The 26,260-nt window shown below is 70.4% G+C and carries 25 protein-coding genes and 3 pseudogenes; 14 read left to right on the top strand and 14 right to left on the bottom strand.

Annotated elements, in window-relative coordinates; translation table 11 throughout:
* Positions 1 to 21: 21 nt before the first annotated feature.
* Together J7I97_RS10405 and J7I97_RS10400 are read right to left on the bottom strand one after the other, a co-directional pair.
* Positions 22 to 495, bottom strand: coding sequence for a carboxymuconolactone decarboxylase family protein (locus J7I97_RS10405; RefSeq protein ID WP_214933083.1), 474 nt, complete (start codon positions 493 to 495; stop codon positions 22 to 24).
* A gap of 98 nt (positions 496 to 593) precedes the next feature.
* The gene (locus J7I97_RS10400) at positions 594 to 1,685 is read right to left on the bottom strand and encodes a trans-acting enoyl reductase family protein (RefSeq protein ID WP_214933081.1); all 1,092 of its coding nucleotides are present in this window, start codon (positions 1,683 to 1,685) and stop codon (positions 594 to 596) included.
* Positions 1,686 to 1,787: 102 nt separating this feature from the next.
* On the opposite strand from J7I97_RS10400, the gene J7I97_RS10395 reads away from it, so the two are divergent.
* On the top strand, positions 1,788 to 2,747 hold the full coding sequence (locus J7I97_RS10395) for a helix-turn-helix domain-containing protein (protein WP_214933079.1): 960 nt from the start codon (positions 1,788 to 1,790) through the stop codon (positions 2,745 to 2,747).
* A 412-nt stretch (positions 2,748 to 3,159) separates the two neighbouring features.
* Positions 3,160 to 3,264, top strand: a pseudogene (locus J7I97_RS38320) (site-specific integrase); the annotation flags it as partial.
* 101 nt (positions 3,265 to 3,365) lie between these two features.
* Here J7I97_RS38320 and J7I97_RS10390 read toward each other — a convergent pair.
* Positions 3,366 to 4,301, bottom strand: a complete 936-nt coding sequence (locus J7I97_RS10390) for a LysR family transcriptional regulator (RefSeq protein ID WP_214933077.1) — start codon at positions 4,299 to 4,301, stop codon at positions 3,366 to 3,368.
* 137 nt (positions 4,302 to 4,438) lie between these two features.
* Here J7I97_RS10390 and J7I97_RS10385 point away from each other — a divergent pair, with 137 nt between their 5' ends.
* Both J7I97_RS10385 and J7I97_RS10380 read left to right on the top strand, forming a co-directional pair.
* On the top strand, positions 4,439 to 5,683 hold the full coding sequence (locus J7I97_RS10385) for an MFS transporter (protein WP_214933202.1): 1,245 nt from the start codon (positions 4,439 to 4,441) through the stop codon (positions 5,681 to 5,683).
* A 91-nt stretch (positions 5,684 to 5,774) separates the two neighbouring features.
* Complete coding sequence (locus J7I97_RS10380) at positions 5,775 to 6,374, top strand: cysteine hydrolase (protein WP_308363814.1); 600 nt, start codon at positions 5,775 to 5,777, stop codon at positions 6,372 to 6,374.
* 184 nt (positions 6,375 to 6,558) lie between these two features.
* Here J7I97_RS10380 and J7I97_RS40215 read toward each other — a convergent pair.
* Both J7I97_RS40215 and nadE read right to left on the bottom strand, forming a co-directional pair.
* Positions 6,559 to 6,891 (bottom strand): annotated as a pseudogene (locus J7I97_RS40215) (Tn3 family transposase); the annotation flags it as partial.
* Positions 6,892 to 6,895: 4 nt separating this feature from the next.
* Positions 6,896 to 7,726, bottom strand: coding sequence for an ammonia-dependent NAD(+) synthetase (nadE, locus tag J7I97_RS10365; RefSeq protein ID WP_308363816.1), 831 nt, complete (start codon positions 7,724 to 7,726; stop codon positions 6,896 to 6,898).
* Positions 7,727 to 7,960: 234 nt separating this feature from the next.
* On the opposite strand from nadE, the gene J7I97_RS10360 reads away from it, so the two are divergent.
* Positions 7,961 to 8,230 (top strand): DUF1905 domain-containing protein, encoded by a 270-nt coding sequence (locus J7I97_RS10360; RefSeq protein WP_214933067.1) that lies wholly within the window; start codon positions 7,961 to 7,963, stop codon positions 8,228 to 8,230.
* Positions 8,231 to 8,399: 169 nt separating this feature from the next.
* Positions 8,400 to 8,969, top strand: coding sequence for a DinB family protein (locus tag J7I97_RS10355; RefSeq protein ID WP_214933066.1), 570 nt, complete (start codon positions 8,400 to 8,402; stop codon positions 8,967 to 8,969).
* 175 nt (positions 8,970 to 9,144) lie between these two features.
* On the opposite strand, the gene J7I97_RS10350 is transcribed toward J7I97_RS10355, so the two are convergent.
* The 6 genes from J7I97_RS10350 to J7I97_RS10325 all read right to left on the bottom strand — a co-directional run bounded on the left by J7I97_RS10350 (position 9,145) and on the right by J7I97_RS10325 (position 14,194).
* Positions 9,145 to 9,447: a putative quinol monooxygenase gene (locus J7I97_RS10350; RefSeq protein ID WP_214933065.1), complete on the bottom strand. Its 303-nt coding sequence runs from the start codon at positions 9,445 to 9,447 to the stop codon at positions 9,145 to 9,147.
* 50 nt (positions 9,448 to 9,497) lie between these two features.
* Positions 9,498 to 10,742, bottom strand: coding sequence for a cytochrome P450 (locus J7I97_RS10345; RefSeq protein ID WP_214933064.1), 1,245 nt, complete (start codon positions 10,740 to 10,742; stop codon positions 9,498 to 9,500).
* Between the two features lie 29 nt (positions 10,743 to 10,771).
* Complete coding sequence (locus tag J7I97_RS10340) at positions 10,772 to 12,163, bottom strand: FAD-dependent oxidoreductase (protein ID WP_308363817.1); 1,392 nt, start codon at positions 12,161 to 12,163, stop codon at positions 10,772 to 10,774.
* Positions 12,156 to 12,416 (bottom strand): ferredoxin, encoded by a 261-nt coding sequence (locus tag J7I97_RS10335; protein WP_214933063.1) that lies wholly within the window; start codon positions 12,414 to 12,416, stop codon positions 12,156 to 12,158. Before J7I97_RS10335 ends, J7I97_RS10340 begins: the two co-directional genes overlap by 8 nt.
* A gap of 106 nt (positions 12,417 to 12,522) precedes the next feature.
* Positions 12,523 to 13,158, bottom strand: coding sequence for a hypothetical protein (locus J7I97_RS10330; RefSeq protein WP_214933062.1), 636 nt, complete (start codon positions 13,156 to 13,158; stop codon positions 12,523 to 12,525).
* A 196-nt stretch (positions 13,159 to 13,354) separates the two neighbouring features.
* Entirely contained in the window at positions 13,355 to 14,194 is an 840-nt protein-coding gene (locus tag J7I97_RS10325; RefSeq protein WP_214933061.1) for a class II glutamine amidotransferase, read from the bottom strand.
* A gap of 326 nt (positions 14,195 to 14,520) precedes the next feature.
* Between J7I97_RS10325 and J7I97_RS10320 the strand changes: the two genes are divergently transcribed.
* Both J7I97_RS10320 and J7I97_RS10315 read left to right on the top strand, forming a co-directional pair.
* Positions 14,521 to 15,711 (top strand): MFS transporter, encoded by a 1,191-nt coding sequence (locus J7I97_RS10320; protein ID WP_214933059.1) that lies wholly within the window; start codon positions 14,521 to 14,523, stop codon positions 15,709 to 15,711.
* Positions 15,712 to 15,863: 152 nt separating this feature from the next.
* Positions 15,864 to 16,592 (top strand): hypothetical protein, encoded by a 729-nt coding sequence (locus tag J7I97_RS10315; RefSeq protein ID WP_214933057.1) that lies wholly within the window; start codon positions 15,864 to 15,866, stop codon positions 16,590 to 16,592.
* Positions 16,593 to 16,639: 47 nt separating this feature from the next.
* Here J7I97_RS10315 and J7I97_RS38315 read toward each other — a convergent pair.
* Positions 16,640 to 16,933 (bottom strand): annotated as a pseudogene (locus tag J7I97_RS38315) (radical SAM protein); the annotation flags it as partial.
* 131 nt (positions 16,934 to 17,064) lie between these two features.
* Here J7I97_RS38315 and J7I97_RS10310 point away from each other — a divergent pair.
* The 6 genes from J7I97_RS10310 (at position 17,065) to J7I97_RS10285 (ending at position 21,455) form a co-directional block, all read left to right on the top strand.
* Positions 17,065 to 17,631, top strand: coding sequence for an NUDIX domain-containing protein (locus J7I97_RS10310; protein ID WP_214933055.1), 567 nt, complete (start codon positions 17,065 to 17,067; stop codon positions 17,629 to 17,631).
* A 218-nt stretch (positions 17,632 to 17,849) separates the two neighbouring features.
* The gene (locus J7I97_RS10305; RefSeq protein WP_214933053.1) at positions 17,850 to 17,993 is read left to right on the top strand and encodes a hypothetical protein; all 144 of its coding nucleotides are present in this window, start codon (positions 17,850 to 17,852) and stop codon (positions 17,991 to 17,993) included.
* Positions 17,994 to 18,197: 204 nt separating this feature from the next.
* Positions 18,198 to 18,932 carry a TetR/AcrR family transcriptional regulator gene (locus J7I97_RS10300; protein ID WP_214933051.1) on the top strand — a complete coding sequence of 245 codons (735 nt, stop codon included), beginning with the start codon at positions 18,198 to 18,200 and terminating at the stop codon, positions 18,930 to 18,932.
* Positions 18,933 to 18,972: 40 nt separating this feature from the next.
* The gene (locus J7I97_RS10295) at positions 18,973 to 20,130 is read left to right on the top strand and encodes an MAB_1171c family putative transporter (RefSeq protein ID WP_214933049.1); all 1,158 of its coding nucleotides are present in this window, start codon (positions 18,973 to 18,975) and stop codon (positions 20,128 to 20,130) included.
* Positions 20,131 to 20,445: 315 nt separating this feature from the next.
* Positions 20,446 to 20,886, top strand: coding sequence for a helix-turn-helix domain-containing protein (locus J7I97_RS10290; RefSeq protein ID WP_214933047.1), 441 nt, complete (start codon positions 20,446 to 20,448; stop codon positions 20,884 to 20,886).
* A complete protein-coding gene (locus J7I97_RS10285; protein WP_214933045.1) occupies positions 20,883 to 21,455 on the top strand; it encodes a toxin in 573 nt (190 codons plus the stop codon). The genes J7I97_RS10290 and J7I97_RS10285 overlap by 4 nt, the downstream gene beginning before the upstream one ends.
* A 10-nt stretch (positions 21,456 to 21,465) precedes the next feature.
* On the opposite strand, the gene J7I97_RS10280 is transcribed toward J7I97_RS10285, so the two are convergent.
* Both J7I97_RS10280 and J7I97_RS10275 read right to left on the bottom strand, forming a co-directional pair.
* Positions 21,466 to 25,185, bottom strand: a complete 3,720-nt coding sequence (locus J7I97_RS10280; protein ID WP_308369425.1) for an aminotransferase class I/II-fold pyridoxal phosphate-dependent enzyme — start codon at positions 25,183 to 25,185, stop codon at positions 21,466 to 21,468.
* A 41-nt stretch (positions 25,186 to 25,226) separates the two neighbouring features.
* Positions 25,227 to 26,168 (bottom strand): NAD-dependent epimerase/dehydratase family protein, encoded by a 942-nt coding sequence (locus J7I97_RS10275; protein WP_214933041.1) that lies wholly within the window; start codon positions 26,166 to 26,168, stop codon positions 25,227 to 25,229.
* Positions 26,169 to 26,260 lie beyond the last annotated feature (92 nt).

Raw genomic sequence — 26,260 nt, 5'->3', positions numbered from 1 at the left:
CCGTGGCCGAGTGACTCCTGGTTATCCGAACTGGCCGGGCTGGTAGTCGCCGGCCGGCTGCTGGACGATTACGTTCACTCGGTTGTAGGCGTTGATGAGTGCGATCAGGGACACCAGCGCGGCGAGCTGGTCCTCGTCATAGTGCTTTGCGGCGTTCTCCCAGGCCTCGGCCGTGACTCCACCGGCCGCATCCGCGATGCGGGTGCCCTGCTCCGTCAGCTCCAGGGCGGCGCGCTCGGCATCGGTGAAGACGTTGGCTTCCCGCCAGGCCGCGAGCAGGTTGAGCCGCACCGAGGTCTCCCCGGCGTGCGCGGCGTCCTTGCTGTGCATGTCCGTGCAGAAACCGCAGCCGTTGATCTGGCTGGCGCGGAGCTTCACCAGCTCCTGCGTCGCGGCCGGCAGCGTCGAGTCCGCCAGGACCTTGCCCGCCGAGTTGATGTACCGCAGGAACTGGCCTGCGACCGGGTTACCGAAGAGGTTCAAGCGAGCATCCATGGTGATCTCCCCTGCCATTGCTAGTGGTTACACACCTTTGACGGAATGGCCGGGCAAGATGTGACAGGAATGAATGTGACGTGCGTCTCCCCCGGCCCTCACCCGGCCGCAGGCCGCAGCGTCGCTGATGCCGATCCCCGCACGGCGCCGCCGGATTCGACCTCGCCCAGCTCGAACAACAGGTGCGGGGACAGCGAGTCCAGGAACCCGGGCGCGTCGAAGATCTCCCCCGCTGTGGCCGCCCCGACCCTCTTGACCTGTCCGGCAAGGACGCGGCTGACCGCTTCGACGGCGAGGGGTGCGCTGATCGCGTAGATGTCCCGGCCGCGGGCCACGGCACGGCGGTGCGTGTCGCCCGAGCGTACGACGACATCGACGAGGAAGGTCTGGTCGGAGCGCCCGCGCTCGTCGACCGGCACCGGCGGCGCGGCATCCGGAGCCAACACGTCCTTGATCGCCTCAACCGTCATGCGCGTGTGGAGCGTTGAGGTCTTCAGGTGACGCGGGATGGTCACACTGTCCGCCGTGGTGAACTCCTCCAGTACGGCCTGCTCGCCCACCGGTGCCGGGAAGGACCATCGGCCGGTGGGGGCCTGGTCGGTGCGCAGCTCCAGGCGGCCGTCCGTGAAGACGAGGCGCTGGTTGTCGCGCCGCCGCCGTGAGACCTGGGTCGCCTTCCGGGTCCCGGCAGTGGGATGCCAGCTGCTCAGGGCAAAGGCGAGCGACACCTCGTCGGCCTGCGCCCATGCGCCCATCGCCGCGGTGGCCAGCAGGTCGCCCAGGCCGCCGTAGAACGCCATCGCGGGGACGACGACGATCCCGGCGTCGCGGGCCCGCTCGTCGAAGTGCGCGAACGTGTCGGCGACCGCTTCCACCTCCGCCGCGATGTCGACGTAGGGAATCCGTGCCCGCAGCGCAGCCTCGATCACCGGCGCGGTCGTCGCGGCGAAGGGTCCGGCGCAGTTGATCAGGGCTGCTGCGCCGGACAGCGCACGATCGAGCGAGGCCGCATCGTCCACCGACGCCGGCCGCACCTCCAGGCCGGGGAACGATTCCCCGAGCGCACGGAGCTTGTCGGTGTCACGCCCGGAGAGGATCGGGGTGAACCCCCGCTCCAGCAGTTCTGCCACCACGAAGCGCGCGGTGTGCCCGTAGGCACCGAAGACCGCCACCGTCTGAGTCGATCCCATCAGATCCCCCTGTGTTGTGCGAATGATCCACTGAGGCCATCGTGCTCGCACCGGCCTTCGGCAGCGAGTGGCAGCACTGCCATCGCCCGTACACTTTCGGACATGAGAACTGTCGCGCTGGCCGTCACAACCGGCGTCCCGCACTTCGAACTCGCCGCCGCCTGCGACGTGTTCGGCGTCGACCGCTCCGACCTGGTCGATCCCTGGTACGACTTCACCGTCTGCGGCCCGGCCACCGTGGCGGTCGGGGGCCGGTTCAGCCTCGAACCCGACCACGGACTCGACCACCTCGCACGCGCCGATACGGTGATCGTCCCGGCGTGCGCCGACCCCGACGAGGAACCGCCCGCCGAGCTGGTCGACGCCGTACGCGCCGCGCACGAAGCCGGCGCACGTGTGGCGTCCCTGTGCACGGGCGCGTTCGTGCTGGCCGCCGCCGGCCTCCTGGACGGGCAGCGCGCCACCACCCACTGGATACATGCCGCGGCGCTGGCCGCGAAGTACCCTCGCGTGCAGGTGGACCCGGACGTCCTCTACGTCGACAACGGCCGCGTGCTCACCTCCGCCGGCAAGGCCGCCGCCATGGACCTGTGCCTGCACCTGATCCGCCTCGACCACGGCTCGGCCATCGCCAACCAGGTCGCCCGCCGCCTGGTCGTCCCGCCCCACCGGGCCGGTGGCCAGGCCCAGTTCGTCGCCACCCCGCTGCCCGAACCCCGCGACCACTCCCTCGCCGCCCTGCTGTCCTGGGTGATGCAGCGCCTCGACCAGCCGCTCACCGTGGAGCAGCTGGCCCGCCAGGCGAACATGAGCTCACGTAATTTGGCCCGCCACTTCACCGCCATCACCGGAACCACTCCCCTGCGCTGGCTGCTGACCCAGCGCATCCACCGGGCCCAGGAACTCCTCGAAACCACGGGCGACACCGTCGATGCGATCGCCGCGGCCACCGGCATGGGCACCGCCACGACCTTGCGCCGGCACTTCAGCCGCAGCGTGGGCGTGCCTCCGGATGCTTACCGGCGCACGTTCCGCAGCGCTCGCCCTGATCGCGTCGGCTGATGTGTGTGTCGTGCGGGAGGCGGGGGTTGAGACCGGTGGGCTCGCCTTGTCCCGGCTGTCGAGCCAGCGGAACAGGAGTTCCGCGAGCGGTTCGGGAACTGGGGACGGCGGCTCGCCGAGCCGGAGAAGGGTCTGCTGTTGGGCGCGCGTGATGTCGTCCAGCGTGAGGCGGACGACACGGCTGAGCGGCTGGGCGTAAAGCAGGACGATGGTCCCCGCGACCCGGGCTCGTAGGGGCAGGCTCGGGTCCGTGAGAAGGCGGCCGATCAGCTCCAGGCGCTCGCTTTGCGGCATCGCTGTGGCCCGGCTGATCTGCACTGGAGGCAGTCGGAAGGGCCGGGTGAGCTTGCTGGCCGAACACCACAACAGGAAGCTCCGGATGGTGTTGCAAAGTCCGACGCCGCTGGTCAGCCGCATCGGCGAGGCTCGGTCGCTGGCGTCGGTCGCGGACGATGAGATCGGTGAGGCTCTTGAACTGCTGTGGGGCACCGCGGCGGTGAACACGTGGAACTCCCGTATAACTCGCGGTGGGGGAGAGCGGGAGTGTGCCGATGGCCACGTGTGCCCCCGGGTTACCGTCCGTCGATCCGGCCACGATGATCGAATGCGCGGAGCCGTTCAGCGCGGAATCACCCAGCCCGGCGTCCAGGTCCCGGCGGCGTCGTGGCCGGCCGCTGTGGCGGCGAGGTGGGCGCGCAGGGTGGCCAGCGCTGGGTGGGGGTTGTCGCGGTGCCAGAGGAGCGAGTGCGGGTAGACGGGGGTCGGGTCGGTCACCGGGATGCGGCGCAGGCCGTGGCCGGCGGGCCAGATGAGGCGGGTGTGCTCGCCCATGAAGGTGGCCAGGGCCGGGGTGTCGGCGACGGTGTCGAGGAGGGCGTCGGAGCCGAAGTTGGGGCCGGTCGACTCGATGGTGAGGCCGAACTCGGCGACGAGGTCGTCGTAGTAGGCGGCCCACTCGGTGCCGGGGACGATGCCGGGAATCCAGATCCGGTGCCCGGCGAGCTGGGCGAGGGTCACCGACCGGGCGCCCGCCAGCGCGTGGGCGGGGCCGGTGAGGAGCTGGAGCGGCTCGTCGAGCACCCGGACGGACTCCACGTCCTCAGGAAGGGGACGGCCGGGCGCGGCGACGGCGCGGAAGGAGGCGTCGATCGTGCCGGAGCGGATGGTGGTGACGGTCGGCTCGATGTCGAACAGCATCAGCACGTCGAGCTCGATCTCGGGGTGGGCGCGGTGGAATCCGCGCATCAGGCCCGACGCCGCGCCGCGCGAGTTGATCACGTCGACGCGCAGCGGACGGCGGCCGGTGCGAACGGACGCGACCGCACGCTCGGCGGCGCGCAGCAGCTCCCGCGCGTGAGGCAGGAACGCCTGCCCGTCGATGGTGAGCTCGGCGCCGCGCGGCGTGCGGGTGAACAGCCGCACGCCGAGGTCGCGCTCCAGCGTCGCGACGCGCTTGGAGACAGCCTGCTGGGTGACCGCCAAGTCGGCGGCGGCTTTCTGGAACTGGCCCGCTTCCACGACGGCGACGAAGGTACGTACGGCTTCGAGATCCACCCCGCCCACCTTAGTGAACAACGGATGGTTGTGAATTGCTGGCTGGGCAGTTGTTTGACCTGTTGCTGTGCAGCTCGCTTAGCTCTCACCGGTCAACGTCAGTTTGTTCGGGTGGGACATCAAGGGGCGCGCTGAACATGGTGAGCAGGAGACGGTTGGGCCGGCAGTTCGGCTGGCTGTGGGCGGCATATGCGGTGAGCGCCTACGGGTCCGGGCTGGGGTTCGGGGCATTCCCGCTGATCGCCGTGCTGGCGTTGCATGCCAGCCCCGCTGAGGTGTCCGCGCTGTCCGCGGTGGGGCCTGCGGTGGGCGCGCTGATCGCGGTGCCACTCGCGCCGTGGGTGGAGTTTCGGCGCAAGCGCCCAGTCATGATCGCGATGGACCTGACCCGGTTTGCGGTCATGGCGACGATCCCGGTCGCCTACGCCTTCGGTTGGCTCAGTTTCGTCCAGCTGCTCGTGACCTCGGCCGTGGTCGCCGCAGCCAAGATCGCCTTCAACGCGGCCAGCGGCGCCTACCTCAAGGCCCTCGTCCGGCCGGATGACCTGCTCGTGGCCAACGCACGGTTCGAGTCCACGAACTGGAGCTCCATCGCGGTCGGCCCACCGCTGGGCGGGGCGGCGATCGGCCTGTTCGGGCCGGTCACCACCGTGGTGGCCGACGCGCTCAGCTACCTGTTCTCTGCGCTGGGCATCACCGCGATTCACGGCCGAGAAGAAGCGCCGCAAACAACCAACAAAGGCCCAGTCCGGGCAGGCGCATTGATTGACGGCTGGCGACACATCATGGGCCATCCCGGTTTGCGGGCGCTCTACCTCAACAACATGCTCGTCGCCGGTCTGATCATGGCCACCGAACCGCTGCTGGCCGTGCTCCTCCTTCGCCAGCTCGGGTTCCCACCCTGGCAGTACGGCCTCGCCTTCGCCGCCCCCTGTGCCGGCGGACTCATCGGCTCCCGGCTAGCCCGCCGTGTCGTGGCCCGCTACGGCCAGCACAGGGTCTTCCGGACCGTCGGCACCCTGCGCGCCATCTGGCTGATCGGCCTGGCCTTCGTCCGCCCCGGCGTCGTCGGCCTCGTCACCGTGATAGCTGTCGAGCTGGCAATCATCACCAACATGAGCCTGTACACCCCGGTGCTCGCCACCTACCGGCTCGAACACACCCCCAAGCACCTCGTCGCCCGCACCCTGTCGGCCTGGTCAATCGGCCAGCAGGCGTCCATCGCCATCTTCACCGCGCTCGGCGGGCTGCTCGCCGACGCCACCAGCCCACGCACCGCTCTCACGGTCGCGGGACTGCTCATCCTGACCACCCCGCTCCTGCTTCCCCGACACGACCAGACGTCGCAGCACGAGCCGGAACCGGCCCGTAGCCACTCATGACACACCGCACTCGCCGCTGAAGCCCGCAGCTGGTCCGCCGATGCACGTCCGCGTCGACCATGCGCACACCACAAGCAAGGAGAACACTCGCGTGAGTACTGCCCCCGCACTTGACCCCGCGCACACCGCTCTTCTCGTCATGGACTGCCAACCCGCGATCCTGGCCCTTTTGCCCGAAGGCGGGGACTCCAAAGCCCTGCTCGGTCGCGTGGAAGGGGCCATCGCCGACATTCGCGCAAACGGCGGCACCATCGCCTACGTACGCGTCGGCTTCACCGAGGCCGACTGGGACGCGATCCCGGCCATCAACAAGTCTTTCGCCCCGCTGGCCCAACACCGCGTCATGCACCACGAAGACCCTGCCACCGCCATCCACGAGCGCCTGGCTCCCCAGGACGGCGACATTGTCGTGCGCAAGATCCGCCACGGCGGTATGTCCACCACCGACCTCGACCAGCAGCTGCGTGAGCGCGGCATCACCACTCTGGTCGTCTCCGGCATCAGTACCAGCGGCGTCGTCCTGTCTACCGTTATGGACGCGGCCGACCGCGACTACCAGCTATACGTCCTGTCCGACGGCGTCGCCGACCCGGACACCGAAGTCCACAACGTCCTGCTCCATCGAGTTTTCCCCTCACGGGCCCACATCGTCGACACCGCCGAGCTGCACGCCCTGCTCCGGGCTGACTGACTCGAACCACGAGCCGATGCCATCCATGGCCGTCGCAGCCACCGGTGTGGCGGCCGCGCGCACCCCAGCGTCGGCCCAGCAGCAGCCCGGAGCTCTCACCCGCCGCCACGCTCGGCGCGCCGGTGACCAGTGCAAGCGTCACCGCGGGGATAGCCCCGGGCGGTGACGGCCGCCCGCACCGGGGTCACACGTCTTCGGCCGACTCCGGGTCGCGCAGCGGACGCAGGCCGCCGGGCAGGTCGGGGAGCTGGAAGGAGTACCGGCCGAGCATGTTGATGTGGTGCCGCACGAACGGCGAGAGGCGGGCCACGTCCTCGTCACGGACGGTGCCCGCCACCACCTTCCCGCCCAGCCCCGCCGCCTGGTCATTGATCATGTTGAGCCAGGTGGCCCCGCCCCGGCGCCCGGAGTACTTCGGGTTCGGCCGGGCGTACACGCTGGGGACGGGGACGACGAACCGCAGGCCGTCCACGGGGGCGACCAGGCCGCCGCCCCATGCCTGCGTGAGCGGGATGGATCCGTTACGGCGCGACCGGGAGCTGGCGCTTGTGCTCGGTGAGGCGGTAGCGGCGGACGATCGTGTCGAAGGCGCGCTCGTCGACGGGCTTGCCCTCCAGGAAATCGTCGATGTCGTCGTACGTGACACCGAGGGCGTCCTCATCGGCCTTGCCCGGGTCCAGGGTCTCCAGGTCCGCCGTGGGGGTCTTCCAGACCAGCTCCGTCGGGGCGCCCAGGAGGTCGGCCACGGCGCGTACCCGGCGCTTGGTCAGGCCGGTCAGGGGGACCAGGTCGGCCGCGCCGTCGCCGAACTTGGTGAAGAAGCCGGAGACCGCCTCCGCCGCGTGGTCGGTGCCGACGACCAGACCGTCGTGGGCACCGGCCACCGCGTACTGGGCAATCATGCGCTGGCGGGCCTTGATGTTGCCCTGCACGAAGTCCTGGTGGTGGGCGTCCCGGAAGACGGTACCGCCGGCGAGGGCGGCCTCCAGCGCGGCGTCGCTGGCGGGCTTGACGTCCACCGTCAGCACCCGGTCCGCGTTGATGAAGCCGAGGGCGAGCTGGGCGTCCTTCTCATCGGCCTGGACGCCGTAGGGCAGCCGCATCGCGTAGAAGGTCGCCTCGTGACCGCCCTCGCGGGCCCGCTCCACGGCGAGCTGGCAGAGCCGTCCGGCCGTGGTGGAGTCCACCCCGCCGCTGATCCCGAGCACCAGGGAGCGCAGGCCGGTGGAGGTGAGCCGTTCCGCCAGGAAGGCCACCCGGCGCTCGATCTCCCGCTGTGCGTCGAAAGTCTCCGACACCTGGAGTTCCCGGGCGATCTCCTGCTGCAGAACGGTGGACGCCGGCCGGCTCACGGCTGCTCCTCGTGGTCGATGGTGGCTCATGGTGTGCGGTCCCCGACCCTAGTCGAAGCAGCTGGTCCGCGATCCGTCGGCCCGCCTGTGGCTGCCGCCTCGGCGTCCGGACGGCCGGCTCCCCCTGAGCTCCCGATCGATGGATCACGGGGATACGCGATGATTTCCGGCGCCCGTCGCCGTCTACCGTGGAGAGGAGGCATCAGGCCCCCGTGACGCCGGAGGCGATCCGTCATGGACGAGCAGTTCACAGCGATCCTGCAGAAGAGCCCGGAGAAGGGCGGCTGGACCTATGTCATCTGGCCCGAGTCGACCGAGTTCTTCGGCACGCGAGGCCTGGTCAAGGTCCGCGGCACGATCGACGGCCATCCCTTCCGGAGCTCCTTCATGGCCCTGGGCGACGGAAGGCACAAGCTGCCGGTGACAGCCGACACCCGCAAGGCGATCGGCAAGGAGGAGGGCGACCCCGTAACGGTCCGGCTGCTGGAGCGGATCACGGACTAGGTCCGGTCCGGTCGTATCCGGTCCTGTCCCGTCCGGTCCTGTCCCGTCCGGTCCTTTCGCGTCCGGTCCTGTCGCGTCCGATCCTGTCCGGCGGATCACCTGGCGGCACCACCGTGGCGTCGCCTCGAAGCGATAACTCAGTGGCGAACTCGGGCCGTCACAGGCGAACATGCGGCGCATGAGTGACCAACCCGCGCGATGGACTCAGGCAACCGTCTACCCCGACATGTGGGCCGATCCGGACGACGACCCCCGCAACAGCGAAGGAGTCAGTCCGGACGGCGAGCTTGCGACGCTGCAGGACTTCCTGGCGAGCTACCGCATGACCCTGCGGATGAAGTGCGAGGGCCTGGATGCGGAGCAACTGGCCCGTCAGTCGGTTCCGCCGTCGACGATGTCGCTGCTCGGCCTGGTTCGGCACCTCGCCGAGGTGGAACGGGACTGGCGAAACTGGATCAGCGACGGTGACCCGCTGCCGAAGCTGTACGGCGAGCGTGACTCGGACTTCTACGGAGCTGTCGCCGAGCAGGCCGTGGTCGACGCCGCGTACTTCGACCTGGAGCGTGAGCAGGCCGCGACCGACGCCGCGCTGGCCGAGCACCCGGACCTGGGCGAGCGCGTGGGCAAGGACGGGATCGCGGTGCGGGAGCTGATGGTGCACAGGATCGACGAGTACGCCCGTCACTGCGGGCACGCCGACCTGTTGCGCGAGTGCATCGACGGACGGGTGGGCCAGTAACGAGGGCCGGGGTTCGCACCCGGCCCCACCAGCACGTCACCTCGACGGGCACGGCTTGAGATCGCCGAGCACTACCGGCGCACGGTCCAGCAGGGCACCTGACGCCGGACGGTACCCGGCCCGCCGCCCGCGGGGGCGGCGGGCACAAGCTCGTAAGGCTCGGTGCGTGATTCGTTCAGGCCAGTGGTTCGGCGACGAGCTCGATCACCTCTGCGGGACCCGCTCGGAACGCCGGGCTGGCCGCGTCGGCTTCGATCATGTGCGGGGTGACATCGTGTGCGGCGAGCGCCGCCTTCGACGACCACTGCTCGATGAGAACAAAGCGGTCGGGATCGCCACTCACCTGGTGCAGGTCGTACTGCAGGCATCCGTCTTCGGCTCGCACGATCGGCGCGAGCCGCTCGTATGCATCGATCTGCTCCCGGCCGCGACCCGGAAGAGTGGTGATCAGGATGACAAGTCTTACTGATTGTGACATGCGCCAAAGCCTAGATCGACAAAGCGCGGCAGCAGAAGGGCTGACCGCCTTCAGGGTCGGATCCCGTCGCAAGTGATCGGCAAGTGGCGCGGGCCGCGAAGGACCGCGTTCTGGCGATAGGCCGGCGGGTCCTCGATCAGGCGCGGGTTCTCCAAGCGGCGGGCCAGTTCGCTCAGGGCGAGCTGCGCCTCCAGGCGTGCCAGCGGGGCGCCGAAGCAGCTGTGGATACCGCTGCCGAGGCCCAGGTGCTGGATGTCCTTGCGGTACGGGTCGAAGCGGTCCGGGTCCTTGAAGCGGTTCGGGTCCCGGTTGCCGGAGGCCAGGATCAGCCACATCGAGGAGCCCTTGGGGATGGTGACCCCTCGGACCTCGATGTCGACGAGCGGAGTGCGCTGCGGCAGGAGTTGCACCGGCGGCTCGAACCGCAGCAACTCCTCGACCAGGGGCACCGAAAGTCCCGGGTTCTCGCGCAACTGCCCCAGGACGTCCGGGTTGCGCAGAAGCGTGAGCATCCCGTTGGTGATCAGGTTGACGGTGGTCTCGTGGCCCGCGATCAGCAGCAGGGCGGCGGTGCTGAGCAGCTCCATCGTGCTCATCGTCTCGTCCTGGCCGTGCCCGGCGGCCAGTTGGGACAGCATGTCGTCGCCGGGGTCCTTGCGCCGCTCCTCGATCAGCCCGGCCAGGTACATGCCCAGCTCCATCCGGGCGTCGTGGGTGGTCTTGAGCCGCTCGGCCTGGTCGGCGTCCGGGTCGGGGTCCAGGCTCGCGGCGAGGGTGTCGGCCCAGACGTGGAAGCGTGCCTCGTCTTCGCGCGGCACGCCCAGCAGCCGGCAGATCATGGTGACGGGGAACGGGTAGGAGAACTGATCGACGAGGTCGATGCGTGCGGGGTCGCCGAGGTTGTCGATGAGACCCATGACGATATCGCGGAGGTCGCCGCGCATCCCTTCGATGCGGTGCGGGGAGTGCGGCGGCCCGAAGGGCCGGTTGGTCATCCGGCGCAGCCGGTCGTGTTCCGGGGGATCCAGCTTCAGGAAGGACGGCGGCAGGGCCGCGGCCCCCTCCTCCGCGCCTTCGGCCAGCGGGTCCCCGGCCACCGCTGCCAGGTTGCGGGAGTCGGAGCTGAGCCGCGGGTCGTGCAGCAGGCTCTGGATGTCGTAGTAGGTGCTGATGACGTACGGCCCTTCCCCGTCGTGGAAGACCGGGGTCTTGCGCAGTTCCTCGTACAGCGGGTACGGGTTCGCACGATTGGCGTAGTCCAGGATCTGGTTCAGGATGCCTTGGGCTTGGGTCATGGCGGGTCCTCCGGGGGGCGCGTTGCGGGTCAGTGCCCGGCGGGGGTGAATGTCATCCGGCGGTCGGCCGGGGAGTACCCGCTGAGGGTGATGGTGGGTCCGTGCGTGGGCACGGAGGGGTCGGGGAAGTCCGCAGGGACCGGCTTGTGCCCGTCGGAGCGCCGGTCGACCGTGGGGAACGGCGGCGGGAACGGCGCGGTCTCCTCGATCTGCTGCTGGTAGAACTGCAGCCAGCGCGAGTTGTCGAAGGTGACGGCCCCGATGACGCGGCCCTGGTACCCGTAGACAGCTGTGAAGCGGCGCTCGGCGCGCGAGCCCTGGGTGAACATGATCTCGGTGCCCATGGGGGGCACGCCGACCGATTTGATGTTCACCCCGAACTGGGAGGACCAGAAGGCGGGTACCCAGATGTGGGGCAGGCGGTCCGTGCTCTCGCTGAGCATGTTGTGGGCCGCGGTCTCGGCCTGGGAAACGGCGTTGCCCCAGTGCTCCAGGGACAGGAACTGGTAGCCGAAGAGCGGGTGCGGGGAGCGGGCCACGTCGCCCGCCACGAAGATGTCGTCGGTGACGATGCCCCGGATGTCGAAGGCCCGGCAGCCGGCGTCGCACGCGATGCCGCGCGGGCCCGCCCCCAGGCCGGACCCCGCCAGCCACTCGGTGTTGCGCTGGGCGCCGAGGGAGACGACCACCACGTCGCACTCCAGCGTGGTGCCGTCCGAGAGGGCCGCGGCCCGGACGCGTCCCGAGGAGTCACCCTCCAGGCCGGTGACCATGATGCCGGTGCGCAGGTCGACGCCGTTCTCCCGGTGGAGCTCGGCGGCCACGGCGCCGATCACACCGCCCAGCGCCCCGACGAGCGGCGCGTCGCCGCGTTCGGCGACGGTGACCTCCAGGCCGCGCTCGCGGCATGCGGAGGCGATCTCGGAGCCGGTGAATCCGGCGCCGATGACCAGGACTCGGCGGGGTCCGGCGTCGAGGCGGCGGGCCAGCGCGGCACCGTCGTCGCGGGTGCGCAGTACGAAGACGCCGTCGAGCTCTCCTTCGGCCTCGTTCGGCCAGGGGCGGGCGCGAACGCCGGTGGCGATCAGCAGCCGGTCGTACGGCACCTCCTCGCCGTCGGCCAGCTTGACCCGCCGGGCCGCCATGTCGAGGCCGTTGGCCGGTACGCCGAGCCGCCACTCGGCGTCGATCGCGCGGCGGCGGGGCAGCGCCGTACGGTCTGCGGTGGCCTTGCCCAGCAGAACCTGTTTGGACAGGGGCGGGCGGTCGTACGGCTCGTGGGGCTCGTCGCCGATCAGGGTGAGCGATCCGGCGAAGCCCTTCTCGCGCAGTGTCTCGGCGGCGCGCAGGCCGGCCAGCGAGGCTCCCACCACGACGATCCGGCCGTCGCGCTTGAGCTGGTCCAGGGTTCCGTCATGCACCGGAGGCCTCCCTGGTCCCGGCGGGAGCACGCCCGGTTTCGGGTGCGGCGGCGGCCATGTCCAGTTCGTCGACGAGAATCGCCTGCACGGGGCAGGCGGCGACGGCTTGAGCGACCCGTTCGCGTTGGGCGTCGGCGGCCTGCGGGTCGTAGAGCAGTCCTTCGTCTCCGTGCATCGCGAAGACGTCGGGCGCGAGGAATGCGCACTGCGCGTATCCCTGGCACCGGTTGAGATCGACGACAAGCCTTAGCAAGGTGCGTCCTTTCGGTGACCCCCGCGGCTACCCGACCCAGCGTGCGCGGCGCAGGCCTGGGCGGCTCGTCCGGGAGGGCATTGGGGTGACGGGGGCCCGAGGCGTCTCACGGGGAGCGGCGGCGGGCCCGCAGAATGTACAGACTGACGATCAGGGACCAGGCCGGGAAGACCAGCTCGGACCAGGGCACGGCGGAGCCGATCACCAGAAGGACCAGGCCGGCGACGGATCCGGCCAGGGTCAGCCAACGCGGGAAGACCCCGAGTCTGCGCCCGATGGTCGAGGTCGCGAAGACGAAGACGGCTGCCATGCGCATCCCGTACGTCATGAGCAGCGTGTACGCGTAGTGGCGGCCGAAGTCCTGGGGCTGGTCGGCGTCCAGCACGGTCCCGGCGGCCGCGGCGGAGCCGAAGAGGGTGGCGACGAAGATCAGACCGCTGCCGAGGAAGACGGTGGCGACGAACCGGTCCTCGGCGGCGCCGGTGTGCTCGCGCAGGGCGCCCATGAACCACAGGAAGGCGATGCCGGCGAACGGTACGAGTTCCACTGCCGTGGTCACGGCGTTCCGCTGGCCCGAAGTGACCTCGATCTTGTCCGCGCCGCCCCCTTCCGGCAGCGCGATCCGTGCGAGCACTATGGCGGCCGCCAGCAGGACGGCGAAGACGACCCCTGCCAGCCCTGCGGCCCGGGGGGTGCTCAGGCTCTGTCCCGGGGACGTCCCCGGTGGTGCTCCCTGCGTCATTCCTCAAGCAAGCCGGTCGGACGGCAGGGGTGCCAGCGGGGCCGCGCGCCCGGGTGACGCGGCGGGCAGCCTCCGCGAGGGGATCGTGGGCCCGAGGGCAGCCTCCGCGAGGGGATCGTGGGCCCGAGGGCAGCCTCCGCGAGGGGATCGTGAGCCCCGGGCGGTCCCGCCGCCTGCGGCCCGCCGCATTGAGGGGTCAGGCCGGCAGCGGAGCGAACGGGTGAAGTGCGTCCGCTCCTGGTCGCACTACGCCGTAACTGTGCTGTGGTACCTCGTTCCACGCCCCGGGCAGATCACCCAAGGGCTCGGATACGACGAGGCGTGTCTCTTCGGACAGACCCCGGAGGAACGACACGTCGGGATGCAGCGCTCGCAACGAGTCCACCTGGCTGCTGTAGTACAGCGACCTGGCGGCGCCGTCACTGGCGTAGCGAAACGCCCAGACCGCTGAGCCGTCGGTCACGGCGACGGTCATCTGCATGGGGGTGGCGATGCCATGAGTGTGACCGGTGCGCTCGACGAGGCCCACCATCCGGGCCACGGCGCCCGGGGGGTCGTCGTCCAGGCCGAAGGTCAGCGCGAGGAAGAACATCACCTCGGAGTCCGTGGTTCCCTCGATGTCCAGGAAGAGGGCGGGGTCAACGGCCATGCAGAGTTCCCTTCGCATGGCTTGGAAGCCGGCGATGGAGCCGTTGTGCATCCACATCCAGCGGCCGTGCCGGAAGGGGTGACAGTTCGACTGCTGCACCGCTGTGCCCGTCGTGGCCCGTACGTGGGCGAAGAACAGGGGAGATTTGACGTGCTCGGCTATCTCCCGCAGATTGCGGTTGTTCCAGGCCGGACCGATGTCGCGCACGACCGCGGGGGTGTCGATCTCCGCGTGCTCCGGATACCAGCCGATACCGAATCCGTCTCCGTTGGTCGTCTCGACACCCATACGGGAGTGGAGGCTCTGGTCGATCAGGGAGTGCGCGGGCTTGTACAGGATGGTTTCCAGGAGCAACGGGGTTCCCGAATAAGCGAGCCATCGGCACATGAACGAACACCCTCTCCAGTGGTCACGGCTGGCCGGCCCCCACCGCACACGGTCTCCGACGGCGAGCACATCTCCTTTTCGTATGTGCCCGCCATCTTCGATCATGCGCGCGGACGTCCGCCGCTGCATCACCACCCGATGGTGACGGGTGGCCGCCGCTCTCCCAGCCCCAGGTGCAGACGAGCCGCTTGGGCGGGACCATGGTGAGGAAGCGGCCGAGTCACCCCGCCGTCCCGCGGCACGGCCGTGAGCGGCCAACACCAAGCCGGTCGCGCGTCGGGCACGCCGCCCGGTACGGGGCGGCTCGCGGGGTTAACGTCGGCGGCATGGATGGTGATCGCCGAGGGTGGCGCCAGTGTTTGCTCAGTGGGGCGGTGTTTGCCGTCTGCATGGCCGGAACCACGCTGCCGACCCCGCTGTACGGCCTCTACCAGGAGAAGTTCGGGTTCTCCGAGCTGACGGTGACCGTCGTGTACGCCGTGTATGCCTTCGGGGTCATCGGTGTGCTGCTGCTGGCGGGCAACGCCTCGGACTCCGTGGGCAGGCGGCCGGTGCTGCTGGCGGGCCTGGGGTTCGCGGCGGCGAGCGCCGTCTGCTTCCTGTGTGCCACCGGGCTCGGCTGGCTGTATGCGGGGCGGCTGTTGTCGGGGCTGTCCGCCGGCTTGTTCACCGGGGCGGCGACGGCGTACGTGATGGAGCTGGCACCGCACGGCGGCGCCTCCCGGGCCACGTTCGTGGCTACCGCCGCCAACATGGGCGGGCTGGGCTGCGGTCCGCTGCTCGCGGGAGTGCTCGCGCAGTACGCCGCCTGGCCGCTGTACCTGACGTTCGCCGTACACCTCGCGCTGGTGGCCGGCTCGGCTGCCGTCCTGCTGTGGCTACCGGAGACCGTACGCGAGCGGCGGCCGCTGAGCACTGTACGGCCGCAGCGACCCAGCCTGCCCCCGCAGGTGCGGTCGGTTTTCGGGCCCGCGGCGATCGCCTCGTTCGTGGGGTTCGCCCTGTTCGGGGTGTTCACGTCGGTCAGTCCGGCGTTCCTCGCGCAGTCCCTGGACGTGGACAACCACGCCGTCAGCGGGCTGATCGTCGCGCTTGCCTTCTTCGCCTCGACCGCAGGGCAGCTGGCGGTCGGGCGGGTCGGGGTGGAACGATCGCTGCCGCTGGGCTGCGCCGGGCTCTTCGCCGGGCTGGCGCTGCTCGCGGGCGCACTGCGGTGGGACCTGCTGCTGCTGGTGGTGCTGAGCGCGCTCGTCGGCGGGGGCGGGCAGGGGCTGGCATTTCGCGGGGCGCTGTCCGCGGTGGCCGAGGCGTCTCCCCCGGACCGTCGCGCGTCGGTGATCTCGACGCTGTTCGTGGTGGCGTACGCGGGTATCTCGGTACCGGTGATCGGTGTGGGAGTACTGACAGAGCCGATCGGCCTGGAGGGGGCGGGGCTGGTGTTCATCGCGTGCATGGCGGTCCTGGTCTCGACCGCGGGCGTCTACCTGCTCCGGCGTCCGGTGCGGTCGAGAACGTGAGCACGTACGGCCGCGGTCCCGTGTAGGGCGCCCGAGCTCGGCGACCACGCGCCGCACCCTCAGGCGCCCGCATCGCACGGCTTCGCGCGCGGAACCGGCGGGACCCGTGTGACCATGGCCCCTTTGGCACATCCGCACCTCATGGGGGGACCATGCGCACCCGTACCACCGTCGTCTCGACCGGTCTCGCCGCCGCGCTCGCCGCGTTGCTCGGGGCGACCGGCTGCACCGCGTCCGGTGGGAGCCCGCAAGGGAAGGGGAGCAGCGCGGCCGCTCCCGCTTCGGCGGCACCCCCCGCGCCCGCGCCGGGCGGTGGCTCCGGGTACGCCGGCCCCCGGCCGCAGGACCAGAACCTCCTGGCCTGGACCGGCGACCCCAGCGACGCGGGGCACGTCACCGCCCAGTCCGCCGCCGGGGTCGGTGGGCGGGTCACCCTGGTGCGGATCGTGCTGCGCGAGCAGATCACCTGGTCCAACATCTGGCTGGGGCTGGCCGGCCTCGACCCGAACGCCCAGCTCTCCCACTGCTACCTCGGCGTCTACGACGCCCACGGCACCCTGCGCGCGTCCACCGCGGACATCTCTCCGCAGCTGATGACCGACGCGATAGCCAAGCCGCTGCCGCTCACCAAGCCGTTCACCGCCGCCCCCGGTACCTACTTCGTCGCCCTCCTCCTCAACGGCAACTGGGCCACCAACGGCCTCACCCTCAAGTCCACGGGCGCCGGGATCTCGGTGAACGCAGGCCTGACCCCGCCGAACCTCCGCTACAGCACCGTCCTGACCGGCCAGACCTCCCTCCCGGCCACCGTGAACCTCGCCGAGCAGTCCACCAGCACGATCAACACCGGCTGGGCCAGCCAGTGGTACGGAATCTCCTGAACGGCCTGCGGCGGCGCGGCGGAAAGATCAGTGCGGCCGTGGCGACGTCAGAAAGCGGTCTCCTCAAGCCCTTGGACCCCTTCCGTCACCTCCATCCCCTCCAGGCTGTCCATGAACGAACTCACGGAGAACACCGCACCGCCGGGGCCGGCCGGGCCGTAGCCGGGCGGGGAACTCAGGCCGTACTCCTCAAGCGTCGCCCGGTAGGTCTCCAGCAGACGAATGTGGTACTCGAGTGGCGCGCCCTGCGGATTGGCCTTGCCCAGAGGCGTCGTCGGTTCCGGGCACCAGGTGGTGAAGCGCGGTACGACCCCGTGCGAAATGAAGAGCCGCAGTCCCTCGGGCCACTGCCCCAGTACGACCCGACCCGGGACTGACTGCCCGGACCACCCGCCAACGGCACACCGTAGGACCCGGCTGCGACACCATGGCCTGGCGGGAGGCGATCCCGCCAGGCAGACAGGGGGCAGGCATGGGGTGGGAACGGATCACCAGCGAGGTGGTTCACCGAGGGCCGCACATCACACTGCGCCGGGACTCGGTGCGGCAGCCGGGCGGCACGGCCGGCGTCTACGAGCACATCGTCGTCCACGACACCGTGCGCGTGGTGGCCCTCGACGAGGACGGCCAAGTCATCCTGGTCGAGGATGACTTCTACCTCCAGCAACGCCGGGTCCTGCACCTGCCCGGCGGCTCCACCGACGGCCAGCACCCCCACGAGGCGGCCCGGCGGGAGCTGGAGGAGGAGACCGGTCTCATGGCCGGCCGACTGCGCACGCTGGGCGTCATCGACCCGCTGCCCGCGGCCACGGCCGCGCGCTGCCACCTGCTCCTCGCCACAGACTTGCAGCCCGGCAAGACCAACCGGGACGAGACCGAGAAGGGGATGACGGTCCACCGGTGGGCCCTGCGCGACGCCGTCGCGGCGGTGCGCGACGGGCGGATCACCGAGGCGGGCAGCGTCGCCGCTCTCCTGCTCGCGGCCGCGGAGACCGCCACGGAGACCGCCCTGCCGAAGGGGCTGGACCCGGCGACGTAGCGGTAGAGCTGCCAGGCCACGCACGCCATGACCGGTGCGGCAACCGTGGGCACAGCCCCGCCCCGAACCCCAGCCCCAGGGCCGCCAGAACAACCGTGCGCGTGATGCCGTAGCCCAACAGCCAGGGCAGCACCGTGATGCCGCCAACGTACACGGCGAGGTAGCCGAGGAAGTCCTCCATTCGACCCTCGTGGTGCCAGGTGTTCAGGGGCAGGACCATGGCGGTCGCCGAGACCCCTACCGGCAGCAGCGGCAGCAGCACCGACCACAGCCGCGGCCGCCAGCCGGGCCGACGGGCGCACCACGTCCCCATGGCGCCCATGATGAAGGGCCCGAACGGCACCCAGAACACCGCCGGGTAGAACAGCAGCACCCACCACTCGTCCGAATACCCGAACATCATCGACGCCCCCCTGACTTCGCCCGCCCCCGGGCTTCTCCCCCGCCTCACCCCTGCGTGAACCCGTTCCGGCACGGATCGGGGTATGGCCGGGATCACAGCGCATATCCGGGGTGCTCGAACGAATGCGCCGAGGGCCGTGGTAGCCGACAGGTACGGTTTGGCCATGGATGTTTCCGGAACAAGTGCTACCGATGAGAACACCACGCGGTCGGCGGTCATCAAGGCCACCGCGCGCCAACTGCTTGTGAAACTGGGTGCCGGAGGGCTGTCGCTGGATGCGGTTGCCGGTGGCAGCGGTCTTGCCGTCACCGATGTGGAGGCCGTCTTCCCGAGTCGGGACGACCTGCTGACCGCGCTGGTCATCGACGCCTACAACGAGTCCGCCGCCGCCATGGAGCAGGCCGATCAGGCCGCCAGGGCAACCAATGCGTCGGCGGGCGCACGGCTCCTCGGGGTGACTCGCGCACTGCGGAAGTGGTCCTTCGACAACTCCGCCGAATTCACGCTGATCTACGGCTCGCCCGTGCCGGGATACCACGCCCCGCAGGACACCGTCCCGCCCGCCTCGCGCACCCCCGCGGTACTGGCCGGCATCGTGCGTTCCGCGCTGGAGGCCGGTGAGCTCACCCCGCCCCGGCGGGCGGTGCCCGGGCCGCCGTTGCTCCTGCCCGAGGCCGTGGAGCTCTTCGGCGGTGCGCCCGAGGCTCCGTTCTCGGACCTCATCGAGCGCGGCATCGTGCTGTGGAGCAATCTGATCGGGCTCCTGGTGTTCCAGGTGTTCAGCCGTACCCACGACAGTGTCCGGGACGAGGCCGCGTACTTCGACTTCGCCATCGCCGTGGCGGCCGAAGGCATCGGACTGACGGTTCCTCTGGACGCCACCACCCACACCGACTAGACCGTCTGCCGCGTGTGCGGCACCGGCGGGGAATCAGGCCGTGAACACCACTAGAACACTCTGCTTCGTCATCGCGGCGCTCTCGTCATATGCCGCGCTCGTCTACCGGCTGTGCCAAGTGAGGCGCAACTGGCGGGACAACGCCTACCGCACGCTGGTGATCACTCTGCTGCTCCAGTGCCTCACCTTCACGATGGGTGCCGTCGCCATGGGAGGCGAGAGCTTCCTGGGCGTCGGGAACCTCGCCATCCTGGTGATGCACGTATCGGCGGTCGCCTTCTGCGTCAGCGCGCAGATCATCCTGCTGCGCTGGGCGACCGCCGCCGAGGAGGCGGTGCGAAAGACCCGCTACTGGCTGGTTACCGGCATCGTGCTGAGCGCGGTACTGGTAGCGCTCTTCTTCATCGCCGACGGCCCCGGCCGGCCGGCGTCGGACTTCAACACCGGCAGTGGCCAACCGCTGGTCCTCACCTACCTCCTGGTCTTCATCGTCTCCCAGGCGGTTCCGTGCGTCACCATCTTCCGCCAGTGCGGCCCGTACGCCCGTATGACCGGCAAGGCCTCGCTGCGGCAGGCACTGCGGCTGCTGTCCGTCGCCGCGGTGGTCCTCTTCCTCTACTGCCTGTCGAGGACGGTCAACATCCTCACCGCCGCGTGGGGGATCGACATCGGCGTCTGGCAGGTCGCCGCCTCCGTCTTCAGCGCGGCGGGCATCGTCACCCTCTCGCTCAGCCTGACCATTTCCTCGTGGGAGGCCCCGGCCGCCAAACTGCTGGAGTGGGTGCGCAATTACCGTTCGTACCGGGCCCTCTACCCGCTCTGGCGGGATCTGTACGAGTCCTCCCCGGACATCGTCCTGGAGCCGCCCGGGTCGGCTTCGGTATCCGACCTCAAGTACCGCCTGCACCGGCGGGTCATCGAAATACGTGACGGGTGGCGGGACTTGCGCCCCTACATCGACCGCACCGCCCACGGCGCAGGCGCAGCGGACCCCGGAGCGAGCGAGGAGTACCGGCAGGCGTTCGCCGAAGCGGCCCAGATCAGACAGGCCCTGCACGCCAAGCGCGCCGGCACCATCCCCGACGACAACAAGGACGCCGGCGACTTCGACGACCGCGACACGGACAACTTCACCGCGGAGGTCGCCTGGCTGACCAAGGTCGGAACCGTTTATCGTAAACTCGGCAAAGCGGGTTGAGAGCTCCCGCCCGACCTGTCCCCCCGTCAGGCCGGGCGGGCTTCCCCTGTTACGCCCCCGGTGCCTCCCGTTTTTACTGTCGGCCCGGGCGAGGTGTGCCCGCCCCGGGCCGGCCCCCATCCCCCGAGGGCCGGCCTGGGCCGGGCCGACATCACTGGCAACCAACTCGGCTACCCCCGTAAGCGAAGTTAGCTGTCAGCTATCGGCGAGGTCCACGGTGGCGGAATCTGGGCAGATTGTCAACTGACAGCTAATCTGCAAAACTGGCGGATAGCTGAGGGCAATGCCGAGGAGGTGACCGAAGGGAGATGCGCAGTGTCCGAGACTGATGACCGGCCCATGCTCGCAGTGCGTCTGGACGACCTCTTCAAGACGGTTCGTCCCAAGGGCAAGCACTGGACCAATGCCGAGGTCGCGGAGGAGCTGAAGCGGGCCAACCCCGAACTCAAGGTCGGCGGTGTGTACCTGTCGCAGCTGCGGACGGGCAAACGCTCCAATCCCTCACCGGACCTACTGGCCGCCCTCGCGCGTTTCTTCGGCGTGTCGGTCGCCTACTTCTTCGACGACAAGGTCGCCGAGTCGGTACTCAGCCAGGTCGCCGCCATCGAGGCGCTGCGGCAGGCGGGAGTCCGTTCCGTGGCGATGCGCGCGGCCGGGATGAAGAAGGAGAACCTCCAGGCCATCACGGCCATCATGGACCAGTACCGGCAGATGCAGGGCCTTCCGCCCGTCGTCGACCCCTCGGACCAGGAGTGAGAGTCACCGGGAAGGGACGGTCGGCCGACCAGGACCGCCGCAGCCAGCTCAAGAGGCTCCGGAAGGACGGCGCACGGCGCATCGCCGAACTCGATCTGCCGGAGGGAGCCGATGTGGCCGAACTCTGCCGCTACCTCGGTGAGATCCGCGACCGTCCCATCACGCTGGTCCCGATGCAGATGCCCGCGTCGCAGCCGTGCGGCATGTGGGTCGCCGCACGCGACGAGGACCTCATCTTCTACGACGCCAACACGACCAGCGCGCATCAGGAGCACATCATCTTGCATGAGCTGGGCCACATCATCTGCTGCCACCGCGGGGCGGGCTGGCTGGACGAGGCGAGCGCCCGCCTCCTCTTCCCCAACCTCGACCCCGACCTCGTACGTGACATGCTCCTGCGCGCGACGTATGACGACGTTCAGGAACAGGAGGCGGAGGTCATCGCCTATCTGCTCTCCCAGCGGATGGGCGGCACCGAGGAACGCCACGACCTGCCCCCGGATGCCCCGGATGGCGCGGCATCCGGAAAGACCGACATGCTGAGCCGCATCGAACGCACCCTGTTCTGAAGTGAGTTGGTCACCCCTGGGCGGACGCCACCTCCTCGGCCAGGACCGTCACGGCCCGCCGGATGTCGTCCTCGGTGTGTTCGCTGGTGACGAAGAACCGCAGCCTCGCCAGCCCCTCCTCCACGGCGGGGTGGAAGATCGGATCGGCGATGACACCCCGGTCGAACAGCCGGTCCGCCACGCGCAGGGTCCTCGCCGAGTCGCCCAGGACACACGGCACTATCGGCGTGTGGGCGCTGGACCCGGTTGCCAGACCGGCCGAGGCGGCCAGGCCGAGGAAGAGCTCGGCGTTCCGCCGCAGCGTACGCACCCGTTGCGGTTCCGCGACGATCAGCTCTGTCGCGGCCAGCGCCGCGGCCGCGTTGGCCGGAGTCAGCCCGACACTGTAGACGAAGCCGGGCAGCGTGTGGCGCAGCCACCGCACCATGCGCGCCGAGCCGCCGAGGTAGCCGCCGCAGCTGGCGAAGGCCTTGGAGAGGGTGCCCATCCACAGATCCACGCCGGACCGGTCGATGCCGAAGAACTCGCCTACGCCACGGCCGTGTTCGCCGACGGTGCCGATGCTGTGCGCCTCATCGACCATCAGCAGGGCGCCGTAACGCTTCTTCAGCTCGATCACGGCGGGCAGGTCAACCAGGTCGCCGTCCATGCTGTAGGCGCCCTCGACGGCGATCAGTACCCGCCTGAACCGGGACCGGTTGACCCGCAGCATGTGTTCCAGGTGACCCGTGTCGTTGTGGGCGAACGGGCGCCGCGCCGCCCCGGACAACGCGCAGCCCTGAAGGATGCTGTCGTGGGCGAGCGCATCGTGGATCACGAGGTCGCCCGCGCCGACGAGGTGCCCTATCGCGGTGACATTGGTGGCATGGCCGCTCACCAGCGCCAGGCAGTCCCCCACGCCGAGGAAGCCGGCGAGCGCCCGCTCCAGGCGTACGGTCAGATCCCGTTCGCCGGACAGCACCCGGCTCGCGGAGACCGAGGTCCCGTACCGGTCGACTGCCTGGTGCGCGGCCTCGCTGACCGCCGGATGGCCGGAGAGCCCGAGGTAGTTGTAGCTGCCGAAGGACAGGTACGCCCGGCCACCGATCATTGTCGTGTCGCGGATGTTGCCCTGGTGGACCCGGAAGTACGGGAAGTCCGCGCCGCTGCTTGCGATCGAACTCAAGCGGTCCTCGAACTGCTGGACCTCCGGGAAGTCATCGACGCAGGCGGTGGCGGCGGCCCAGTCCTCCGGTGGCTCCTGGGGCGGAAGCTCGGCGGGAGCCACGGCGGGTTGTGCGTGCACGTCGGGGTCCGCCCGCCTCTGCCGGGGCAGGAGCCCACCGGGCGCCGACGGCTCCATGAGGTGCGCGCCGACCAGCGTGATCAGCCGCTCGATGGTGAGACCGGGCGAGAACATCTCCTCCGTGGAGAAGCCCGGTACCCGCTGGCCGATGATGACGTCCAGCTCCTGCAACATCAGGGAGTCGAAGCCGAGATCGGTCGTCAGCGCCATGCGCACGCTGAGGTCGGAGAGGGGGTAGACGCCGGTCCGCGACACCGCTTCGAGGACGATGGACGCGGCGGCCGCACCACTGGCCCGCGTCGCGGCGGGCAGCGCGGGCGCCGCCTCGGGCCCGGATGCGCGACCGGTGGGTGCTGCCGCGGGCGCCGCGTCGGGCGAGTCCAGCGGGCCGGGCGAGTGCACCGCGCCGGGTGAGCCCAGCGGGCCGGGCGAGTGCACGGGGCCTGGTGAGTCCACCGGACCGGGCGAGAGCACCGGGCCGGGCGAGTGCACGGGGCCTGGTGAGTCCACCGGGCCGGGCGAGAGCACCGGGCCGGGCGAGAGCACCGGGACGGGCGAGACCACGGGGCCCGGCTGGTCCGCCGCCTCGCGGGCCGACTCGTCCACCACCCAGTGGTGGCGCGGTGCGAGCGGACTCGGCGGCAGGGTGCACGGGGGTGTCCGCTCCGTCACCGGACGGAGCCCCGAGCCGGTGACCGCGCGTACCGCGAGCTGGGCCAACGCGGTCGTGCGTGCCCCGGCCGGCAGCGAGCCCGGCTCTGGAACGGCGACCTCCGGCAGCTCACCGGGCGGCACCGTGCCGGCCGCCTGCCCCGGCCCGAGCTCTCCGGTGCGGCCCGCCGCCACGGCCTCGGCCGCCTCGGTCAGCTTGGCGGTGGCGTCAGCGGCGTCCTGCGCCACCAGGGCCAGCCGCTCCGCGAAGGGAGCCCGACGAGCCAGGGTGTCCGCCACCCCGGCCAGCGGCGGCTGGTCGGCGGCGATGGTGTGCGCCAGTTCCCGGGCGTACCGGGCCAGCCCGGCCCGGTCCCGGGCACTGAGCACCAGGAGGTGCGGCTCCCCGTCCGGTGCCGGGCGGGCCGGTGCCGTGGTGCACTCCTCCACCACCAGATGGACACCAGTGCCGCCGAAGCCGAAGGCGCTCACCCCCGCCCGGCGCGGCTGCCCGGGCTCGGGCCAGGGGGTCGCCGCCGTCGGGATCATCAGCCCCGCGGCGTCGAGCCCGGAAGGGTCGGCCAGCTCGAACTCCGGCTGCGGCGGTATCACTCCCCGGTGCACGGCCAGAACGGTTTTGACGAGTCCGGCTATCCCCGCGGCGTTGAGCGAGTGCCCCACCACCGCTTTCACCGCACCGAGGTAGGCCGGCGCGGGCGCACCCCGCTCACCGCGTAGTTCGCGCAGGACGTCGACCTCGACCGGATCGCCGACCCTCGTCCCGGTGCCGTGCGCCTCCAGATAACCCGCCGAGTCCGGGGGGAGGCCGGCATCGCGGTAGGCCCGGCGCAGCGCCCGCAGCTGGCCGGCCGCCTGGGGATGCATACCGCCCTGCACGGTCCCGTCGTTGGCCGTTCCCACGCCCCGGATCACCGCGTAGACGCGGTCGCCGGCCGTCAGTGCGTCGGCCAGCGGCCGCAGCACCAGGACCCCGGCGCCCTCTCCCAGGACGAAGCCGTCGGCCTCGGCACCGAACGGCAGGCACCTGCCGCTGCGCGAGATGGCGCCGATCCGGCTCAGCCCCACCAACAGGTCGGGAGCGAGAATCATTTGGGCGCCACCCGCGAGTGCGATGCGGCTACGGCCGGCGCGCAGTGCGAACACGGCGTTCGCTACGGCCATGAGTCCACCGGAACACGCCGAGTCCAGCGCGTAGCTCTCGCCGTGCAGATCGAACACCGAACTGATGGTGTTCGGCCCCATGTTGAGCAGGAGCCCGGCCACGGACGTGCCGTGCAGACCGTCCACCGCGCGGACCGCCGCCGACCACCGGGGGTCGTCCACCCGCGCCCCGAACTCGCCGCCGGCCAGCTGACGCATCCGGATCTGCATGGTGCTGAGCTCGCGGTAGCCGCTCTCGGTGAGCGACGTGATCACCGAGGTCTCCTCGCGATCGAAGCCCTCGGCCTCCCACCCCGCGTCCTGGATCGCCTCACGCGCGAGGTCGATCAGCAGCCGGTGCTGAGGGTCCATCGACCTGGCCCGTCGCGGTGGGATCCCGTAGTGCACCGCGTCGAAGTGGCCCACGTCCGGCAGCAGCGCCATGGTGTCCGTATACGTCGAGGACGCATCACGGAAGTTGTCGCTGACGAAGGCGGCGGCGCGCCACCGGGAGTCCGGGACGGTGGAGAACTGCGCCTGTGGGGCCGTGAGGAGGCGCCAGTACTGGTTCACATTCCGCGCACCCGGAAACCGGCAGGCCATCCCCACGATCGCGACGTCATCACGCCGCACTCCCGCTGAACCCTTTGGGTAGTCCTTCTCTGTCACAGACGTCACCCGGTGGTGGTCAGTCGCTCACGCCACCAGTCCACCGTCGCCTTGACCTGCTCGTCGACAGGCGTGGCTCGAACCGCGAACTCGGCTTCGTAAGCGCTCGAATCGGCTACAAACGGCCGGTCGAACTGGTATCGGATCTCCTTCAGTTCACGGAGCAGCGGCGAGAAGACCGATGCCACACCCAGCACGGCAGGCGGCAGCCCGCGCACCGCGACCGGCCCCGTTCCCGCCTCAGCGGCAAGCAGCCCCACCATCTGCCGTACGGACAGTGCGGGCTCCGTCGGGACGTGCCAGGCCCGCCCCCAGGCCCGCTCCTCCCCCGCGACCTCGACCAGGGCCCTGGCCACATCCGGGAGATAGCTCCAGCTGTGCGGGGCATCCGGATCCCCGAGCGTGGAGACCGCCTTGCCGCGCAGCAGCGGGGGCAGCACCCGCGCGGCCAGGTGCCCGCCGTCGGTCACGCCGGGCCCGAAGAAGTCCGAAGCCCGCACTTCGACCGCCTTGATGCGGCCCTCTTCATGCAGCTTCCGCGCCTCTTCCCAACCGGCTGCGCGCACCCGCCCCTTGGGACCGGTCGCCGCCAGCGGCAGCCCTTCGGTCATGGGACCGTCCACCGGACCGTAGCCGTAGAGGTTGCCCAGCATGACCAGGACGGCCCCGGACGCCTCGGCCGCCGCGCACACCGACGCGGCCAGTGGCGGCCATTCACTCGCCCAGCGATGGTAGGGCGGTGCGGCACAGTTGAAGATCGCGGCCGCGCCCCGCACGGCCTCGGTCAGTCGTCTGCTGTCCGCCCCGTCCAACGCGACGTGCTCGATACCGGGCTCCGCACTACGGCCCGACTTGGTCACGACCCGTACCGAATGCCCGTTCTCGACCAGCAGTCGAGCAGTGGCCGCCCCGGCGGGCCCGAATCCTATAACGACGTAAAGGCTCACAGGCGAACACTAGCGCGAGCATCTGTTGCTCCATCAACAGGCGAAGCACCGGTAGGCCGCGTGCCGGGGCGGCCCGAGCACCTCTGGCGCTC

Origin of the sequence: Streptomyces sp. ISL-87 (assembly GCF_018614095.1) — a bacterium.
Taxonomy (GTDB): Bacteria; Actinomycetota; Actinomycetes; order Streptomycetales; family Streptomycetaceae; genus Streptomyces.
The sequence above is the reverse complement of the archived record's forward strand: the minus strand, read 5'-3'. Positions and strand labels throughout refer to the sequence as shown.

Excerpts from the sequence above, each read along its gene's own strand:
- J7I97_RS10405 (WP_214933083.1), bottom strand. The coding sequence starts at position 495 with ATGGATGCTCGCTTGAACCTCTTCGGTAACCCGGTCGCAGGCCAGTTC.
- J7I97_RS10400 (WP_214933081.1), bottom strand. The coding sequence starts at position 1,685 with ATGGGATCGACTCAGACGGTGGCGGTCTTCGGTGCCTACGGGCACACC.
- J7I97_RS10395 (WP_214933079.1), top strand. The coding sequence starts at position 1,788 with ATGAGAACTGTCGCGCTGGCCGTCACAACCGGCGTCCCGCACTTCGAA.
- J7I97_RS10385 (WP_214933202.1), top strand. The coding sequence starts at position 4,439 with ATGGTGAGCAGGAGACGGTTGGGCCGGCAGTTCGGCTGGCTGTGGGCG.
- J7I97_RS10360 (WP_214933067.1), top strand. The coding sequence starts at position 7,961 with ATGGACGAGCAGTTCACAGCGATCCTGCAGAAGAGCCCGGAGAAGGGC.
- J7I97_RS10355 (WP_214933066.1), top strand. The coding sequence starts at position 8,400 with ATGCGGCGCATGAGTGACCAACCCGCGCGATGGACTCAGGCAACCGTC.
- J7I97_RS10350 (WP_214933065.1), bottom strand. The coding sequence starts at position 9,447 with ATGTCACAATCAGTAAGACTTGTCATCCTGATCACCACTCTTCCGGGT.
- J7I97_RS10345 (WP_214933064.1), bottom strand. The coding sequence starts at position 10,742 with ATGACCCAAGCCCAAGGCATCCTGAACCAGATCCTGGACTACGCCAAT.
- J7I97_RS10330 (WP_214933062.1), bottom strand. The coding sequence starts at position 13,158 with ATGACGCAGGGAGCACCACCGGGGACGTCCCCGGGACAGAGCCTGAGC.
- J7I97_RS10325 (WP_214933061.1), bottom strand. The coding sequence starts at position 14,194 with ATGTGCCGATGGCTCGCTTATTCGGGAACCCCGTTGCTCCTGGAAACC.
- J7I97_RS10320 (WP_214933059.1), top strand. The coding sequence starts at position 14,521 with ATGGATGGTGATCGCCGAGGGTGGCGCCAGTGTTTGCTCAGTGGGGCG.
- J7I97_RS10315 (WP_214933057.1), top strand. The coding sequence starts at position 15,864 with ATGCGCACCCGTACCACCGTCGTCTCGACCGGTCTCGCCGCCGCGCTC.
- J7I97_RS10310 (WP_214933055.1), top strand. The coding sequence starts at position 17,065 with ATGGGGTGGGAACGGATCACCAGCGAGGTGGTTCACCGAGGGCCGCAC.
- J7I97_RS10305 (WP_214933053.1), top strand. The coding sequence starts at position 17,850 with ATGGCGGTCGCCGAGACCCCTACCGGCAGCAGCGGCAGCAGCACCGAC.
- J7I97_RS10300 (WP_214933051.1), top strand. The coding sequence starts at position 18,198 with ATGGATGTTTCCGGAACAAGTGCTACCGATGAGAACACCACGCGGTCG.